The organism is Desulfogranum japonicum DSM 18378 (assembly GCF_000429945.1).
In the GTDB taxonomy this organism is placed as follows: domain Bacteria; phylum Desulfobacterota; class Desulfobulbia; order Desulfobulbales; family Desulfobulbaceae; genus Desulfogranum; species Desulfogranum japonicum.
This window is the reverse complement of sequence record NZ_AUCV01000025.1, coordinates 1-16,104: the sequence shown is the minus strand read 5'-3', so window position 1 is coordinate 16,104 and position 16,104 is coordinate 1. Positions and strand designations below refer to the sequence as shown.

Annotated in this window: 14 protein-coding genes and 1 pseudogene; 1 reads left to right on the top strand and 14 read right to left on the bottom strand. The window is 46.4% G+C overall.

The window, feature by feature from the left end:
• Positions 1-11: 11 nt before the first annotated feature.
• The 3 genes from G493_RS0111925 to aprB all read right to left on the bottom strand — a co-directional run bounded on the left by G493_RS0111925 (position 12) and on the right by aprB (position 3,952).
• A complete protein-coding gene (locus G493_RS0111925; protein ID WP_028580571.1) occupies positions 12-1,265 on the bottom strand; it encodes an FAD-dependent oxidoreductase in 1,254 nt (417 codons plus the stop codon).
• Between the two features lie 187 nt (positions 1,266-1,452).
• A complete protein-coding gene (aprA, locus tag G493_RS0111920; protein WP_028580570.1) occupies positions 1,453-3,468 on the bottom strand; it encodes an adenylyl-sulfate reductase subunit alpha in 2,016 nt (671 codons plus the stop codon).
• 58 nt (positions 3,469-3,526) lie between these two features.
• Positions 3,527-3,952: an adenylyl-sulfate reductase subunit beta gene (gene aprB, locus G493_RS0111915; protein ID WP_028580569.1), complete on the bottom strand. Its 426-nt coding sequence runs from the start codon at positions 3,950-3,952 to the stop codon at positions 3,527-3,529.
• 377 nt (positions 3,953-4,329) lie between these two features.
• Here aprB and G493_RS33395 point away from each other — a divergent pair, with 377 nt between their 5' ends.
• Positions 4,330-4,494, top strand: a complete 165-nt coding sequence (locus tag G493_RS33395) for a hypothetical protein (protein WP_153306496.1) — start codon at positions 4,330-4,332, stop codon at positions 4,492-4,494.
• Between the two features lie 162 nt (positions 4,495-4,656).
• Here the strand turns inward: G493_RS33395 and G493_RS0111900 are convergent, their stop codons facing one another.
• The 11 genes and pseudogenes from G493_RS0111900 to G493_RS29020 all read right to left on the bottom strand — a co-directional run.
• On the bottom strand, positions 4,657-6,852 hold the full coding sequence (locus G493_RS0111900) for a DNA translocase FtsK (protein WP_028580568.1): 2,196 nt from the start codon (positions 6,850-6,852) through the stop codon (positions 4,657-4,659).
• Positions 6,853-7,532: 680 nt separating this feature from the next.
• Complete coding sequence (nusB, locus tag G493_RS0111895) at positions 7,533-7,973, bottom strand: transcription antitermination factor NusB (RefSeq protein ID WP_028580567.1); 441 nt, start codon at positions 7,971-7,973, stop codon at positions 7,533-7,535.
• A gap of 59 nt (positions 7,974-8,032) precedes the next feature.
• On the bottom strand, positions 8,033-8,500 hold the full coding sequence (ribH, locus tag G493_RS0111890; protein WP_028580566.1) for a 6,7-dimethyl-8-ribityllumazine synthase: 468 nt from the start codon (positions 8,498-8,500) through the stop codon (positions 8,033-8,035).
• A 287-nt stretch (positions 8,501-8,787) separates the two neighbouring features.
• Complete coding sequence (locus tag G493_RS0111885) at positions 8,788-10,029, bottom strand: bifunctional 3,4-dihydroxy-2-butanone-4-phosphate synthase/GTP cyclohydrolase II (protein WP_028580565.1); 1,242 nt, start codon at positions 10,027-10,029, stop codon at positions 8,788-8,790.
• Positions 10,030-10,271: 242 nt separating this feature from the next.
• Complete coding sequence (locus G493_RS0111880) at positions 10,272-10,919, bottom strand: riboflavin synthase (RefSeq protein ID WP_028580564.1); 648 nt, start codon at positions 10,917-10,919, stop codon at positions 10,272-10,274.
• Positions 10,920-11,093: 174 nt separating this feature from the next.
• Positions 11,094-11,699, bottom strand: coding sequence for a tetratricopeptide repeat protein (locus G493_RS0111870; RefSeq protein ID WP_028580563.1), 606 nt, complete (start codon positions 11,697-11,699; stop codon positions 11,094-11,096).
• Positions 11,699-12,745 (bottom strand): DVU0298 family protein, encoded by a 1,047-nt coding sequence (locus tag G493_RS0111865; RefSeq protein WP_232363757.1) that lies wholly within the window; start codon positions 12,743-12,745, stop codon positions 11,699-11,701. Before G493_RS0111865 ends, G493_RS0111870 begins: the two co-directional genes overlap by 1 nt.
• Before the next feature lie 95 nt (positions 12,746-12,840).
• On the bottom strand, positions 12,841-13,473 hold the full coding sequence (locus G493_RS0111860; protein WP_028580561.1) for a tetratricopeptide repeat protein: 633 nt from the start codon (positions 13,471-13,473) through the stop codon (positions 12,841-12,843).
• A gap of 580 nt (positions 13,474-14,053) precedes the next feature.
• On the bottom strand, positions 14,054-15,010 hold the full coding sequence (locus G493_RS0111855) for a bifunctional riboflavin kinase/FAD synthetase (protein WP_028580560.1): 957 nt from the start codon (positions 15,008-15,010) through the stop codon (positions 14,054-14,056).
• 453 nt (positions 15,011-15,463) lie between these two features.
• Positions 15,464-15,655: a hypothetical protein gene (locus tag G493_RS0111850; RefSeq protein ID WP_028580559.1), complete on the bottom strand. Its 192-nt coding sequence runs from the start codon at positions 15,653-15,655 to the stop codon at positions 15,464-15,466.
• A 261-nt stretch (positions 15,656-15,916) separates the two neighbouring features.
• Positions 15,917-16,104, bottom strand: a pseudogene (locus tag G493_RS29020) (ISNCY family transposase); the annotation flags it as partial.

Genomic DNA, 16,104 nt, shown 5'->3' with positions numbered 1-16,104 from the left:
TGTCTTACCTCCTACCGTCCAATCTGAATTGCTTTAAGGGCTGCTGCAGTAGAGGACTGGCCACTGGAGTAGACATCAACAGCAGCTTTTGCACAGCCAGCTGAAATCATCCCCTTCTCAGGCTCAGATACCACAAAACCGTTACCATCCAAGGTCAACCCATAGGCTTTTCCTTGCTCGCCGATGGCTGGCTGCATACCGGTTGCCAATACACAGAGATCTACTTTCTGGTTGACCTTTTTCGCTGTCAAAGTGTCTTCAGCCACAACAGTTACGCCACCGTCATTCTCAGCTACGATGTCTGCAACTTTCCCCTTGATAAAAATAATATTCTCATCGTCCATAAACTTGGCACGGAAACTCTCGTATTTACCCGGAGTTCTCAGATCGATGTAGAAGACATAAATTTTTGCTTCGGGGTACTGGGCACGAATGTATGAAATCTGCTTGAAAGTAGCCATACAGCAGATGTACGAACAATGCTCCATATGATTTTCATCACGGGATCCTGCGCACTGTACAAAGGCAAACGATTCAGGCTCTTTGTCGTCACCGGGACGAAGGATTTTCCCTGCTGTTGGCCCATTATCGGCCGCCAGTCTTTCCATCATCATATTGGTGATAATTGCTGAAGAAGAAGAAAACTTCAGGTTTTCAAGCTTTTCAGGATCATATGGATTCCATCCTGTGGACCAGACGATAGCACTCACATTCAAGGTGAATACTTCAGGTTGCATGTCAAGATCAACCGCATCGTACTTACAGGCACCTTTTACAGCACTGAGGCTCTCATCAGAGCAGGCCTGTTTATCCAGCACGTAACGGCGAGGAAAAGCCATCTCATGGGGAAGGTACGCAGCCTTAATTTTACGCATGCCGAAGTTAAAAGGATCGTCAATTTCGCTGCTGCAGGCCTCGGAACATGCGCCACAGGCGGTGCAGTTGGAATTAATGTAGCGAGGTGCTGTTTCCAACTCCACCTGAAAATTACCAGGCCCTCCGGACACTGATTTAACAGTTGTCATACTGTATGTCCTGATCCTGCGATTATCCTTGATGCGTTTAAAGTTAATCTCCAGGCCACAGGTAGGAGGACAAAGTTTTGGAAAATACTGATTTAATTGTGCAACTCTGCCGCCAAAGTAAGGGTTCTTATCGATAAGGAAAACATCCTTACCGACTTCCGCAGCTTCCAGGGCAGCCGTAAGGCCGCTGATGCCGCCGCCTACAACAAGAACTGCACCATTTCCTGCAGTGTCACTCATGCCAAACCTCCATAACTTCTGTATTGAATTGATGAAAGGTGTTTTTCTGCTTCAATTGATCCGAAGAGAAGGATTACCCTATCTTCTGTATCAACTCAAACAAAAATCCAGTCTCATACAAAAAATCTCCAGACCCCGCATGGGAGTCTGGAGATTTTTATATCATACGCTCAAGAGCGGTTGGATATTAGATCCAAGGCTCTGTCTCGATGAGGTTGATGCACTCAACCTTCTCACACTTCCATTCCTTGGTTGCAGGATCGAAAGTAGAGTTAACGAAAGCTTTCCAGTTCTCGTCATCGCAGGTTGGGAAATCAGAGCGGTAGTAGAATCCAGGGTAACGGGATTCTTTACGGAACTCAATGTGACGGATGTGAGTTTCAACACACCAGATGCGGTGGTAGTTCTCCCAAGCGCGAAGGAGTTCATGCAGGTCGCCAGCAGCCATCTTCGCAGCATCTTCACGCAGCATCTCGAGGAGATCCAGACAGATGTTGAGGAGCTTACCGGAAGTCATGTAGTATGTTGCAACACCACCACCATACTCATCGGTGGCTTTCATGAGTCGCATCATCAGACCAGCAGGCTTAACGTAGTTAGGGTTAACGTCAGCAGCTGTAGAAGCACCTACATGCTCATGGTACAGTTTAACTGGAGCGTAAATTTCATCAGCCAGTTCCTGAGAGGTCTGAGCCAGTTCTGGTGTAAAATCTGCATTGTCACGACAGTATTTAACCATCTGCTTAGCTACGATACGACCTTCAGCATGAGATCCGGAAGAGAACTTATGACCGGAAGCACCAACACCGTCACCAGCTGTGAACAGACCGTTAACGGTTGTCATGCGGTTGTAGCCCCATTTGTACTGATGAGAACGAGGACCATCTACAGAAGGTACCCAATCTTCGTCAGGACCAGAGGTCCAGATACCACAACAACCGGAGTGAGATCCGAGCATGTAAGGTTCGGTTGGCATAATCTCAGAACCAATTTTCTCAGGCTCGATGTTCGCACCGGCCCACAGACCAGCCTGACCAACGGACATATCCAGGAAGTCTTCCCAAGCCTCAGACTCAAGATGTTTCCAGAATTTTTTAACTTCTTTCTCGTCTTTGCCGGCTTCACGCTGTGCATCAAGGAACGCGTTCAGAGCAACTTCGGTAGCCATGTAGATAGGACCACGACCTTCCTTCAACTCGTTGAGCATCAGGTGGTTACGCAGACAGGTAGGTGTAACAGCAGACTGTCCGTAAGGCATGTATTTAGACAATTCTTCCTTAGCTGCTTCGCCGTTAGCATAGAACTCGCCCAGACCATTCTGTACTTTAGCTTTAAACAGAAGGAACCATGCACCAACAGGACCGTAACCATCTTTAAAACGAGATGGGGTGAAACGGTTTTCCATCATGGTCAGGGTTGCACCAACCTGAGCACACATGGTGTATGTGGAACCTGCGTTCCATACTGGATACCATGCACGACCTTTACCCTCACCAGTAGAACGTGGGCGGAAAATGTTAACAGCACCACCACATGCTACCAGAGCGGTTTTACATTTGTATACACAAACTTTGTTTTCGCGGGTTGAGAAACCAACTGCACCAGCAATGGTGTTCTCTTTATTTTTGTCGAGCAGCATTTTAACGATGAATACACGCTCGTGGATGTTGTCCTCACCCAGGGATTTCTTAGCAGGCTCTGCAACGATGCACTTATAAGACTCACCGTTAATCATGATCTGCCATTTACCTGTACGAACTGGGGTACCACCTTCACGCAGGGTTGGAGCAGGTTTTGCACCGTCCAGGTTCTCACCAGCGTCATTTTTCTTCCAGACTGGGAGTCCCCACTCTTCGAACAGTTTTACAGACTCGTCTACGTGACGACCGAGGTCGTAGATGAGATCTTCACGAACAACGCCCATCAGGTCATTACGTACCATTTTTACGTAATCTTCAATGGCGTTGTCACCAATGTAGGTATTGATAGCGGAAAGACCCTGAGCTACAGCACCGGATCGTTCCAGAGAAGCTTTATCACAAAGGATAATTTTCATTCCCTCTGGAGCCCATTTGGTGATTTCGAAGGCTGCACCACAGGCTGCCATACCACCACCAACAATAAGTACATCACAATCGTACTCTACTACTTCAGGATCCACCACTGCGGCGATTTCGCCTTTAGGCTTATTAGGTAATGCCATGATTTCTATCTCCTAATATTGTTCTAGATATCAGTTAATCCCATTTCCCAAACAGCAATTACGCGAGTTTGGTAGGTGTTGGCAGATCGCCTTCAAGGATCAGCTTCTCGTCATCAAGGCTAGCACCTTTCTCACCAGGATACTCATTGGCAGCACCTTCAGCAGTTGTCCGGATCGGGAACTTGAAGCGCTTGATATTGCCATTACGGAATTTTACGGTCCACATGATGGAATCAGAAGAGCGCATAGGATGAACTTGTCCTCCCAGCGGTACGAAGTCATCATAACCACGTACAAAGATTGCACCTTGAGGGCAAATCTTAACACAAGAGTAACACTCCCAGCATGCATCTGGCTCCTGATTGTAAGCTCTCATTTCCTCAACATTGAGTACCATGAGATCGTTAGGGCAGATGTACATGCAGGCAGTTTTGTCACCGCCCTTGCAACCATCACATTTTGAAGGATCTACGTAACTTGGCATTAAACTACCTCCTCACTTGGATTTTCCTTTTGGTCTCCCCGAATGAGGCGACCAATTACCTCTAGCTTCTTATTGCGAAGAAAAACAAACGCGTATGCTAACACTCATCCGTTTTCCACCGTACCTGCAACCGTTGAATTTTACTCTCTAACCTACGTAGGTGAAACAGGAGTAAAAAAATGAACAGTCACTCATTATGGTGAAGACATGATTTAATTTGTTGCCCTGTCATTGTCAAGAAAAATCGTCAAATCAAGGCTGAACAGCGAAATTTAACAAAAGCATCAGAAAAATGGATACATGCTTATAGGATTACCGAATTAACGGAAAATTTATTTGATAGTTTCGCCAAACAGGAGAGATTTGGCAAGAGTACTATGGCTACTTCCGAACAACCGGACAATGGACATGGTATTCAAGCAACAACAGTGACATGGAGGACAAGAAATCCTAAGGAAATCCTTGGCAGCGTTCACCTTTTTGCTTATTCCATCACGGCAGCAGGTAACGGAGCCAATGATTCGTATTTTTCCAGTGAATGATTATTTACACGGAAAAATCTAGTCCATTGGCTCTTCATAACCGAGGATTTTAGTTCAAGATGAAGATTCATGCCTCCACAGAAATCCACCTGATATTCCGTCAATCTCCTCTGGCACAACGAAGGTATGGATAGATCGAGCATATCCGGCCAGCGTCACCGGCTAATTCTCATACCCTGATCGTACCAGGACCTCCCTTGGCCTGGAACCATCAGCAGGCCCGACGATCCCCTCACGCTCCATGGTTTCAATCATACGTGCCGCCCTGTTATACCCTACACGCAAGCGTCTTTGTACCATGGAAATGGAGGCTTGACCGGTTTCAGTTACGACGGCCACAGCCTCATCGTATTTTTCGTCATAGTCCTCCTCCCCTCCAGAGACATTTTCCTGTTCTTCCTCAACACTCTCCAAAACCGAATCGTCATAATCTGCAGTCCCCTGCTCTTTAAGAAAATCAATGAGACGCTCCGTTTCCTGCTCTGTTATTAAGGCGCCGTGAATACGCTGTAGTTTTGCAGCACCTGGCGGGAGAAACAACATATCCCCCATACCGAGAAGATGTTCAGCACCGGAGCTGTCGAGAACAGTTCTCGAATCTACTTTTGAAGACACCTTAAAAGAAATTCTGGTGGGGAAATTCGCTTTGATCAAACCTGTTAGGACATCAACCGAAGGCCTTTGGGTAGCAAGCACTATATGCATTCCTGCAGCCCGTGCCATCTGTGCCAGTCTTGCAATTGAGGTTTCCACGTCTTTGGAGGCCACCATCATCAGATCTGCAAGTTCATCGACAATTATGACGATGTAAGGAAGTTTCTCATCCGATACCTTGTTATAGGAAGTAAAAGATTTTACCCGTTTTTCTTCAAGCAATTTATATCGTCGCTCCATCTCCCTGACCGCCCAGAGGAGAGCCCTCGAGGCCATTTTGGCTTCAACAACGACGGGATGAAGGAGATGGGGTATATCGTCATACACTGACAACTCGATACGCTTGGGATCAATCATCAGCAAACGTACATCTTCGGGAGTGGCTTTAAACAGGATAGATGCAATAAAGGCATTGATAGCCACTGATTTACCAGCGCCGGTTGCGCCAGCTATCAACAAATGCGGCATTTTCGCAAGGTTGGCGACAACAGGTCTGCCGATCACGTCAAATCCCAGGGCAAGACTTAACATGGATTTCGACTCCCTGTACTCTTTGGAGAGAAAAATATCGCGTATAAATACAGTTTTTCTCTGGGGATTAGGGATTTCAATACCAATGGCAGCTTTTCCTGGTATGGATCCCACTATCCGAACCCTGTCCACCTTTATCACCATGGCCAGATCATCGGCCAGAGAGACTATTTTATTTATTTTAACTCCAGGAGCAGGGGCGTATTCATATGTTGTAACAACTGGTCCAGGTGAAATGCCCGATACCACTCCCTGTACACCAAAATCGAGTAATTTGTCTGTAAGGATCTTGCTGGTTTCGAGGTAATGATCCCGGCTTACCTTAAAATCATCCTGGCTATTCTGATCAAGCAAGGTAATGGTCGGCAATCGATATCTTCCAATTTTTGGAGGCTTAACAGCAAAATCCTCATCTTCTTCGGGCTCAACGCGAACCGGCTCACGGACAATCGGTTCTTCAAGTTTTGGAGAAGGCGCAACCGGGATCTGTTGTTGTGTGTCTTCCTTTTTCTTTCTATTTTTGACAGGAGGAGCGCTTTTCATCTCCGGAGCCTTCTCAACACGCTGCGGCAAGTTGAAAACAAACATGCTTTTACAAGTTCTTCCCAGTAGAATCAGTCCTTTAAGCAGCGTTGAACAAACCCAGTGCAGGGTTGCCAACAGGGAGAACCTCACCGTAGCCATCAACGAAAAAATCAATACAAGTGCCAGGAGCATTACAGAACCGACATTTCCGAAAGACCGGCTGAGAAGGTGCCAGATAAGAGTTCCCAGATACCCGCCAGCGGAAATGTACTCCACAGGAATACTTGCCGGACGTGTAATCCCTAACAATCCTGCAGAAGCTATCAAAATTCCACTGATACCTGGGATAACCCAGGGCAGACGGCTAAGAGATATCCATGAAAAGAAAAAGTTGACCGCTGTGTAGCATAGCACCAGAGCAGGAATAAACGCTGCAAGCCCAAATATGGAAAAGAGGTAATGAGCAACAAAAAAACCAAAAGCACCACACCAATTTGCCGAGGGTTCCTGCGGACCATTGCCATACTGTAGCAGAGGAAGAAGATAACTGATCAGGCTGAGAAAAAGAAAAACAGCCACAAAAAGAAACAGCAGCCCAACTGTTTCCTGTAAAAATTTCGAGGAATATCCTTGGGTTTGTTGAACCATAAATTAACTCGTAACTAGGAGTCTGTCGGAGAATGGCATTTTATTCTCAGATTAAGGCATTTTCAGGAAATCAGGCGCAGCTATATAGTTGATATTGCCTGTATTGATTATCTAAAAAGAACACAAATATGGGGAAAAAGAGCTTTCTCCGACAGACTCCTAGTGTCTCTCCATAAATGGTCTTTTTACCCAATTTTTGCGTTATGCTCAAAATGTAATCTTCGAAGGCAAGCGTAGACAGCGATATCAACGATATGTCTACGGTAAAATTCAGCGATTTGCAGAGGTTGAGGACTGTCCAGTGCATAAAGGTCCGCATCGCTCCACCAAGGTAGCCTGAGAACAGAAAATATTGCGGCTCAAGGCCTCCTTGAAAAAGACACGGCGCTATACATGATATCGGAGCTTATGCTTACCTTCAAAGTTATCTTTTAGATTTATCAAAGATATAAGGTGCAAATCACATTCTTTGACAGTCTCCTGGTATGGGACGTGAACTCGTGGCCCTGGATTAAATAACATTGCCTTTTGTTTATCACACAGTAGAACCCCAGGTGCTATACAGGTCCCATATGTGGAAAGTTTTAATTTACAGGGTCCATGCAATATCCGGCGCTGGAGCTCATGCCACCGTAAGCGAGTATACGAGTTGAACAAAAGCCAGCTCTCCGACAGACAGCTCAGGCCTCACCCTTGTTTGCTCGAGTCAATGCCGCCTGTACAGCATCAAGTATTCCATTGATAAAAGACACGGAATCGTCTATGGAATAGCGCTTGGCGATTTCCAGAGCCTCGTTAATGGCGACCTGTGAAGGAACATCTTCCCGAAAAGCCATCTCAAAAATAGCAATTCGCAGAAGATTTCGGTCAACCAGGGACATTCTTTCCATACGCCAGTTATGGGAATGACTTGAGATATACTGATCAATGGCCTGCTGATTTTCCATGATCCCCTGAAGAAGATCTTTTCCATAGTTCACAGCTTTTGGACTGACCTCATAAAGCTGACAGAACTCCTCTACAAGAGAATCAATTTCTCCAGGGACGTAGCCACGCCCCTGAAAATCATGACTAAACAGAAACTGCAAGGCAAACTCTCTGGATTTTCGTCGCAATCCCATGTTATACCGTACCTATTGATGAATTGAGATAAAAACACAGAGAATGTCTGTGCGCGACATCAACCGACGTTTTCCATCAAGTTGATCATTTCCAATGCTGCGACAGCAACATCAGATCCTTTATTTCCCGCCTTGCTGCCTGCTCTTTCAATTGCCTGCTCAATACTCTCTGTGGTCAGCACACCAAAAAGGATAGGGATACCCGTATCAAGCATAACCTGTGCAGTGCCTTTTGCCACCTCACCTGCCACATAATCAAAATGAGGGGTCGCCCCACGGATAACCACTCCGAGACAGATAACGGCATCGTATTTTCCTGATCTGGCCATTTTCTGCGCTACAAGCGGAATCTCAAACGCCCCTGGCACGCGAGCAACATCCACGTCACCGGTCTCAACACCTGAGCGAACCAGAGAATCTAAAGCTCCTTCCAGTAATTTTTCACAGATGAATGAGTTAAAACGGGCTACTACAATACCGATTTTGCAACCGGTTCCCTGTAAATTTCCTTCAATATAATTTGCCATCACTATCTATCCTTTTTCTTTGGCTGGTCAGGTTTCAGGCCATGTAAGCATACCCGGTTTGGGTATGCTCCAGGCACTGTTTTTTGAATTGCCATGTACATTTCAACATTCTGCTCCAATAGGTCAAGGGGGGGGTTACGAGCAGATGTTCACAGAAAAACGGTACACATCATACATTAATCTTTCAGCACAGTTCATACACGGCCCAGGCAGAAAATGCCTTTGCTTTCCATGTATCGGAACGCATCTAACAGGAAAAAAGCACTTAGCAGAGAAACTACACGCTATCAAGGCTCATTATGCACCTTACCAATGGGTTGATCGTCTATCATTTGCAACAGGTGTCCCATTTTATCACGTTTGGTGCGGAGATATTTTTCATTTTCCTCATCGCTGAGTATCTCAATGGGAAGCCGGTCAACAACCTCCAGACCATAGCCTTCCAGGCCAATAATCTTTTTAGGATTGTTAGTCAGTAACCGCATTTTTCGTACACCCAGATCCCTCAGTATCTGTGCTCCAATCCCATAGTCCCTCAAATCCGCTTTGAACCCGAGATGAATATTGGCTTCAACTGTATCCAACCCATCATCCTGCAACTCATAGGCTTTTAACTTATTAACCAGACCGATGCCCCTCCCCTCCTGTCGCATATAGAGAATGACACCTTTTCCTTCCTGTTCCACCATACGCATGGCTGCATGCAGCTGCGATCCACAGTCACAACGGGCTGAAGCAAAAACGTCACCGGTCAGACATTCTGAATGCACGCGTACCATGACAGTTTCATCTGGAGAGAATTCACCTTTAACCAACGCCACATGTTCAAATTTATCCACATGATTGGTATAGGCAATAATTCTGAATTGCCCGGCGTGTTCCGTGGGCAATCTTGCCTCTGCAGCACGCTTCACCAATTGCTCTTCACGGAACCTGTAGGCTACAAGATCAGCAATGGTAGCAATTTTCAAATCATGCTCTTTGGCAAAAATTTCAAGATCAGGCATGCGCGCCATTGTTCCGTCTTCATTCATGATTTCACAAATGATCCCAGCAGCTCTCATCCCTGCAATACGTGCCAGATCAACGGACCCTTCTGTCTGCCCTGTGCGTACAAGAACACCACCCTCACGCGCGCGAAGAGGGAAAATGTGGCCTGGGCTGATGATATCCCGCGGTGTTGCATCAGGATCAACTGCAGCTTCTATGGTCCTGGCTCTATCAGCAGCAGAAATACCCGTACTGACTCCTGTTCTGGCCTCTATGGAAATGGTGAATCCTGTACCGTAGGGAGACTGGTTGTTGGGTACCATCATGGGTAATCCCAACTGCTCTGTTATTTCAGGACTGAGTGCAAGGCAGATAAGCCCTCTTCCATGGGTAGCCATGAAGTTGATCGCTTCAGGCGTAACACACTCACCAGCCATGCAAAGATCACCCTCATTTTCCCTATCCTCATCGTCGACAAGGATGACCATCTTGCCGGCTCTAATATCCGCTATAACTTCTTCAATTGAACTGACAGCCATTCTACTTCCTCACTTGTATCTGTTCAGAAATACGTACTTTGATTTAACAGCAGGGGTTTGAGACGTATTCCACCGCTAGATACCTAATATACAGGTTTAGTCATATACACAGGTTCAAAAACACCCTGCATACAACTCGCAATCAAAACACCGTTTCAGAACTGACGCTTACTATGAGAGGCCCGCGTCCCCTCGTGTTATCCTCACGTCAGCGTATATGTCCACACGCCGACGCGTATATATCAGAGAAAACCATGTTCCGCCAAAAACGCAGTACTGATTGAACTTTTTGCCCTCTGATCCTTTCCAAGCAGCAGTTTTTCCACATACTTGCCAATGATATCCACTTCAAGATTCACCCTATCCCCTGGTTTCAACTCACCTAGAGTCGTTACAGACAGCGTATGGGGAATGATGGATACTGAAAAATATTGGTCGTCGCAACTGTTTACCGTAAGGCTGACTCCATTGATGGTAATTGAACCTTTTTCAATAATATATCTGGCCAAGTCTGGATCCAGAGAAAAGGTAAACAAGGTAAAGTCACCTGCTGGTTTTCGTTCCAGCACGGAACCAAGACAATCTACATGACCGCTTACGATATGCCCCCCGAGTCGATCGCTGAGCCGAAGGGCTCTCTCCAGGTTTACCCTGGAGCCCACGACCAATTTCCCCAAGCCTGTACGGGAAAGACTTTCAGGAGAGACATCAGCCTGAAAACGATTGCCTTGAATATTTCGTGCTGTCAGGCAGGTGCCATTGACGGCAATGGATTCTCCTTCTTCAGGATCCGTGAGTTCAAAATCCGCCTCAATGGTCAGCACGACGCCACCTCCGGCAGTACCTTTCTGTAGAATAGTGCCAATACCTTCGATTATCCCGGTGAACATAACGACCCGCCCTCTTTACAGCGCCATCATCTTATAAGCACCATGCACAATTGCGTTTACAGGCAATTTCAAGGCTGTGCTCAAAACGCTAATCTTTGAATCCTGGCCCAATGCCTGCATCACTTTTCCACAGACATTGATATTGATCAAAAACACTCTTGTTACAGCCGCAGTTTAAGCCTGTTCCAGTTCATCTGCTTTTTGGGCAAACTCCTTGGCCATACGTTCATGTTTGTAATTGGCATGGATACTGGAAACAGTTCTATAGGTATCTGCCGCCTTGGAATTTTGCCCTGTCTCCACATACAGCTCACCAATAACGATCAGTGCTTCCACTGCGCCTTTGGGATTGTTGGTCAGACGATAATGCTCGAGCATATCAAAAAGCAACTCAAAAGACTTATCCGGCTCTCCCTGTTTACGATAGGCGGCAGCCAGCTTTTTATTCAATGACAGAACGGAAAAAGAATCATCCTCCTGCTCACAAATCTCTGCTGCACGTTTGAAATGCTCAATGGCCATGGCATATTCTTCTTTAGCCATACAGGTGTCTCCCAGACGATCTACAGCGTTGGCAACACCCTGAATATCACCTGCCTCTTCAAACCCTTTCAGAGCATTATGCAAACTGATGGCTGCCTGCCCATAATCACCGTTGGACAGATAGGTTCTTCCTTCACGATAATCCTTTCTTGCCTGACTTTCGTTTACAGCATCTTCGGAACTCTGATCACAGACCGGTTTGATTGCACCCAACGGTTGAATTTGATCACTGGCCATTACACTTCTCCCTTATGAATATTCTCCAATGCTATCGTAGCAAGGTCAGCCAGTGTATATTCAACCGGCTCTCCCTGTTCAAAGATGCATATTGTTGTAGTATCCTGCTGCAGAGGCAGTATCTGGAAGGCTGCCTCCTTTGCCTGTATTCTTCCCAGCAAACGTACCATTTGCCCGCGAACTTCCGCGTCATCGTGATTTAGCAAACCAAGCAGGGAGTAAAAAGGTGTCTTGCGAACCAAATCAGGCCTGCTCCTTGCTATTTCTCCCAATCCCCAGATAACACCGGCAAGGGTGGCCGGGTCATGTAGAAAATTATACAAATGACGGGTAAAAGCACCATACACATCAGGTCGACATGCTATTATGGCACCTATTGCCTCCACCATGCCCCAAGAGGTTGAAGCAGAATCGGAACAGGCTTCAAAGAGACGATGGAGCAGATCCGCGACCTGACCGGGCTCCCTGGTTGCTACCCTTGCACACACAGATCCCATATTCCAGATTATTTTATTACGGAGATTGAGATCCGGTTCATACAACAGCCGCTGCATAAAACGCAAGGTGCGTTTGTCGTCAAAACAATAATCCACCAGGCTCTGGATATCACCCTGTACTGCAAGTTCATGGACCAATGTCTTACTGGCTCGTTTCTTCTTTCTTTTTGGATCTCGTGCCGGTTCGATTTCGGGAAGTGAAGCACCTCCCGCCTTTTGCTCCGCAAGGGTGGCTTCCTGCTGTTTGTTCTGCTCGAAACGGGTAACAATTTCTGCCATGTCCTTATGCAGACGCACAAAAAACAACACGCCACGCACTGCACGCCCGTCAAGATTCCGTTTGGGAATAATCTGATGGGTGACATCATCGTAATCCTCAAGGCGACCTGTCAGATAGTCTTCTTCAGGTACAAGTTCCCAAGCCAGATCAGATTCGTCATTGCAGGCGTTGACCAGACATTCAACCATTGCAGAACCAACATTATGCCCTGTGGCATCACAAACGTAAATAGCCCCACAAGTACATTTCCCCATGGGAAATTCTGTCATTTTTCTCTCATGGGCCTCAGTGGGAGGCTCTATATCGTCCCCGCAGAAAGGGCACCACGGTATGACATTGGCTTCAGCTCGGCTCCCCATCTGCCTTACCCCAGCTTCTCTTGAAGGGCTGCGACAAATCGGGAATCGACAGAATAACCAAGCGCTTTTGCTTTTTCCATGCTCTCATGGGATTCCTCATAGCTTCCCTGAAAATACAGGGCCACGGCAAGGTTGTTCATGGCCATGGCTGACTCGGGCTCAAGGGTGACAGCCTGCCTTGCAGCCTCAACAGCTTTTGCATCTTCTTCGCTCATGGTATACGCTGAGGTCAGGTTGATCCATGCTGTAAGCAGTTTAGGGTCTATCTCGATTGCTTTGAGATAGCTCTCGATGGATTCAGCCACACGACTCTGTTGCTGGTAGATCAGTCCGATATTTACATGCGCTTCTGCCATTTTAGGAGAAATGGACAATGCCTGCTGATTCAATGCAAGCGCTTTGTCAGTCTCACCAATATCGAAATATATCGCACCCAGGTTGATCATGCTTTCCATGGATTGGTTATCCAACTCAATAGCCTTCTGCAGTTGAGTGATTGCCTCATCAATTCGGCCCGCCTGTCTATACACCAGGCCCAGGTGATGTCTGGCTACCACATTTTCAGGCTTCTCTTCGACTACTTTTTCAAGGTCACTGATTACAGTTGCAAGATCAGCGGTTTTCTCTACTTCAGCCATAATATTCCTACTTTGATGGAGTTATAATCTTAAGGTTTATGAGCTCGTCCCTGATGACTTTTCTGAAACCACGTGGATACCACGTACGTGCAGCTAACGAGTACTTCGCGTTCTGCAGCCAGAAGCGACTCGTCTCCCCAAAAGCCATGGAAAAAAGGGTTAGCCCGAATTTCTAACACGTGTCTGCCATATATGAGGATTTTTACCCAAGGTCAGGCAAGGGCAGAGCCTGGGCATGCGATACATTTTACCGCAACTACCTATGATTGCCTGCTTCGACTTACCTGCAAGTACAGATTAGATGCAGCCCCATTTGCGCGCCCAAGGTGCTTTTTTGAATCCCTAGAACAAATACCTCTACTAACGACACAATATCCATGATCTGCATCGTTCAACCGGCAACCGGAAAAAAATATCAGAAATCCGAAGTTAAAGTAAATCATTTTACTATAGGTACATTTCTTCCATGCGCAACCTGTCCTCCCTTTTTGGTTTGCATTTCTCCAAAACCAACACCAGGGGGGCTATCGACCAACCGGAAGCAGCTCGCCTCTCCACGGAAGCGGGCAAAAAAGGTACGTCATACCTGATATGCTATCAGTTTTTTCTCCCGTGCCTGTGCCAACACTTTATGGGCGACAGCCACATCTTTACTGATTTGATGCACCAAGGCCTCTGCACTTTCAAAAGCCATTTCTGTACGCAGATATCGCAGAAGATTAATTTTCAGAGGCTTACCGTAAACATCAGCATTAAAGTCAAAAATATGGGTCTCTGCAACCAATTCATTCACCCCGAAAGTTGGGTTGTAGCCAATATTGGCAACACCTCCGTACTGCTTGCCGTCATAAAGCACCTGGGTCACATAGACACCGCTTTTAGGGCAGAGATCCTCTTCAGAAAGACAAAGATTAGCTGTAGGAAAACCTAATTTGCGGCCCCTTCTCTGGCCAGGTTGCACAATACCCCGGATCTGATAAAAACGTCCCAGCAACTTATACACGTCACGCATACGCCCGGCTGTTACCAGTTCGCGAATCCGTGTACTCGATACCAGATCGTTATCAACATAATGCGGTTCAATAACCTCCACACTAAACCCCTTCTCTTCTCCAAGTTTCCGCAGAAATGCTATATCACCCTGTCGTCCCTTGCCCAGGGCGTAATCGTAGCCAATAACTAGCCCCTTCAACCCTATTTTTTGTCTTAGTATTGTATCTACAAAAACTTCGGCAGGAGTCGAGGCCACCTCTCTGGTAAAAGGAATAATAACTAGCGCCTCAATACCAGCCCGTTTGATTTGCTCCACCTTCTGTGCAGTGGTGGAAATTAATCGGATTCCGTTGGGACTGAGTACTTTCAGGGGATGCGGATCAAAAGTTACAGCAACGCTTGTTCCCTGTTCCTGATGCGCCTGCTCAACAACCTTCTCAAAGAGCACCTTATGGCCGAGATGAACGCCATCAAAGTTACCTATGGTCACCTGCGCATTGGCAAAGGGAGCAGTAATCTCATCTAAGTTTCTATATATTTTCATAAGCCTTGTCAGCTATACTCTACAGGATCATCCACTGCCAGTTTGAACAATCAACACTTTGTAAGTGATCAAAGAAATCGTTTTTTGTGCATGATGGCTTGGGGGAGTAAAGAACGCTGGCCCCTGCAGAAAGAAACAGACTGCCACGAAATGGATCAGACCAACACGGAAAACTTCCTGTACGCCTTCGATCGCTCATCCTTTTGCAAATCTTGCCAGGAGAGCCCATGGCAGCAACCAACAAAGTCGGCAGTCCCCACCAGATGTTTCCTTAAAGGTTGCAACGAGCGTTATACACAAAGTAGCCTTACATTAAGCGCTATCCATTGCCTTGGCAACTCCCACCGGGTAAACGGCTCTCTTTTAGCCAGACAAGGTATCGTGCAAGATTCCCAAAGGAAACCAGCAGGTCCAGAACCTGACCTTCTATACAGGTTTACGTACAACACCAATTTATGCTTTTGTTCCCTGTTTTTTATAACCAGACAACTCGTCAAACAGCCAAAAGGCGCGCTCATAAAACGTTAGAACAACACGACAGTGTGCGGCAACTCCTGGACTTGCGTTACCAGCACCAAACACTTCTACCGACAAGGCGAAGAGAAGATATGTACCCCAATTCAACAAAACACGCAAACTCTTCATAGTAGATCCTGTGAATAATAGCACGAACCTCGATCCTATAACGGGTAAGTTAAACATACACGTTTGGAGCAAGATATAAATAGTGACAGAACGAAAACCCCCTTTTCAGCTCATTTAATTTCGGGAATTATTCCCACATGATATTGTTCCAACACTCTGATGGTCTCCGCAATGTTTGCTGGGGTTTAAATTAACCGTAATCAGCAAATTTTAAATGGATCTCTCCCGCTGCCATGAAGTAATCTTGCAAAAATACAACAGTTATGCAGCTCTCTTGACCTTCTCCTGTCTTTTAATCAACGCCAGCTGTTTCTCTCGAACCCTTACTCCAAGCTGCTGGATATTTCGTGCCAGTACTGCCAGGGCAACATACCGTTTGAAGCCATTGAGCCCATGATCCGGGCATCGGTCAAGACCGTGAACTTCCAGTGCATTAATTGCTGATTCTA

What these genes read in the sequence shown, in the direction of transcription:
- G493_RS0111855 (WP_028580560.1), bottom strand. Translation starts at nt 15,010, where the DNA reads ATGAAAATATATAGAAACTTAGATGAGATTACTGCTCCCTTTGCCAAT.
- aprA (WP_028580570.1), bottom strand. Translation starts at nt 3,468, where the DNA reads ATGGCATTACCTAATAAGCCTAAAGGCGAAATCGCCGCAGTGGTGGAT.
- nusB (WP_028580567.1), bottom strand. Translation starts at nt 7,973, where the DNA reads ATGGGATTGCGACGAAAATCCAGAGAGTTTGCCTTGCAGTTTCTGTTT.
- aprB (WP_028580569.1), bottom strand. Translation starts at nt 3,952, where the DNA reads ATGCCAAGTTACGTAGATCCTTCAAAATGTGATGGTTGCAAGGGCGGT.
- G493_RS0111900 (WP_028580568.1), bottom strand. Translation starts at nt 6,852, where the DNA reads ATGGTTCAACAAACCCAAGGATATTCCTCGAAATTTTTACAGGAAACA.
- G493_RS0111850 (WP_028580559.1), bottom strand. Translation starts at nt 15,655, where the DNA reads ATGAAGAGTTTGCGTGTTTTGTTGAATTGGGGTACATATCTTCTCTTC.
- G493_RS0111865 (WP_232363757.1), bottom strand. Translation starts at nt 12,745, where the DNA reads ATGACAGAATTTCCCATGGGGAAATGTACTTGTGGGGCTATTTACGTT.
- G493_RS33395 (WP_153306496.1), top strand. Translation starts at nt 4,330, where the DNA reads ATGGCTACTTCCGAACAACCGGACAATGGACATGGTATTCAAGCAACA.
- G493_RS0111860 (WP_028580561.1), bottom strand. Translation starts at nt 13,473, where the DNA reads ATGGCTGAAGTAGAGAAAACCGCTGATCTTGCAACTGTAATCAGTGAC.
- G493_RS0111925 (WP_028580571.1), bottom strand. Translation starts at nt 1,265, where the DNA reads ATGAGTGACACTGCAGGAAATGGTGCAGTTCTTGTTGTAGGCGGCGGC.
- ribH (WP_028580566.1), bottom strand. Translation starts at nt 8,500, where the DNA reads ATGGCAAATTATATTGAAGGAAATTTACAGGGAACCGGTTGCAAAATC.
- G493_RS0111880 (WP_028580564.1), bottom strand. Translation starts at nt 10,919, where the DNA reads ATGTTCACCGGGATAATCGAAGGTATTGGCACTATTCTACAGAAAGGT.
- G493_RS0111870 (WP_028580563.1), bottom strand. Translation starts at nt 11,699, where the DNA reads ATGGCCAGTGATCAAATTCAACCGTTGGGTGCAATCAAACCGGTCTGT.
- G493_RS0111885 (WP_028580565.1), bottom strand. Translation starts at nt 10,029, where the DNA reads ATGGCTGTCAGTTCAATTGAAGAAGTTATAGCGGATATTAGAGCCGGC.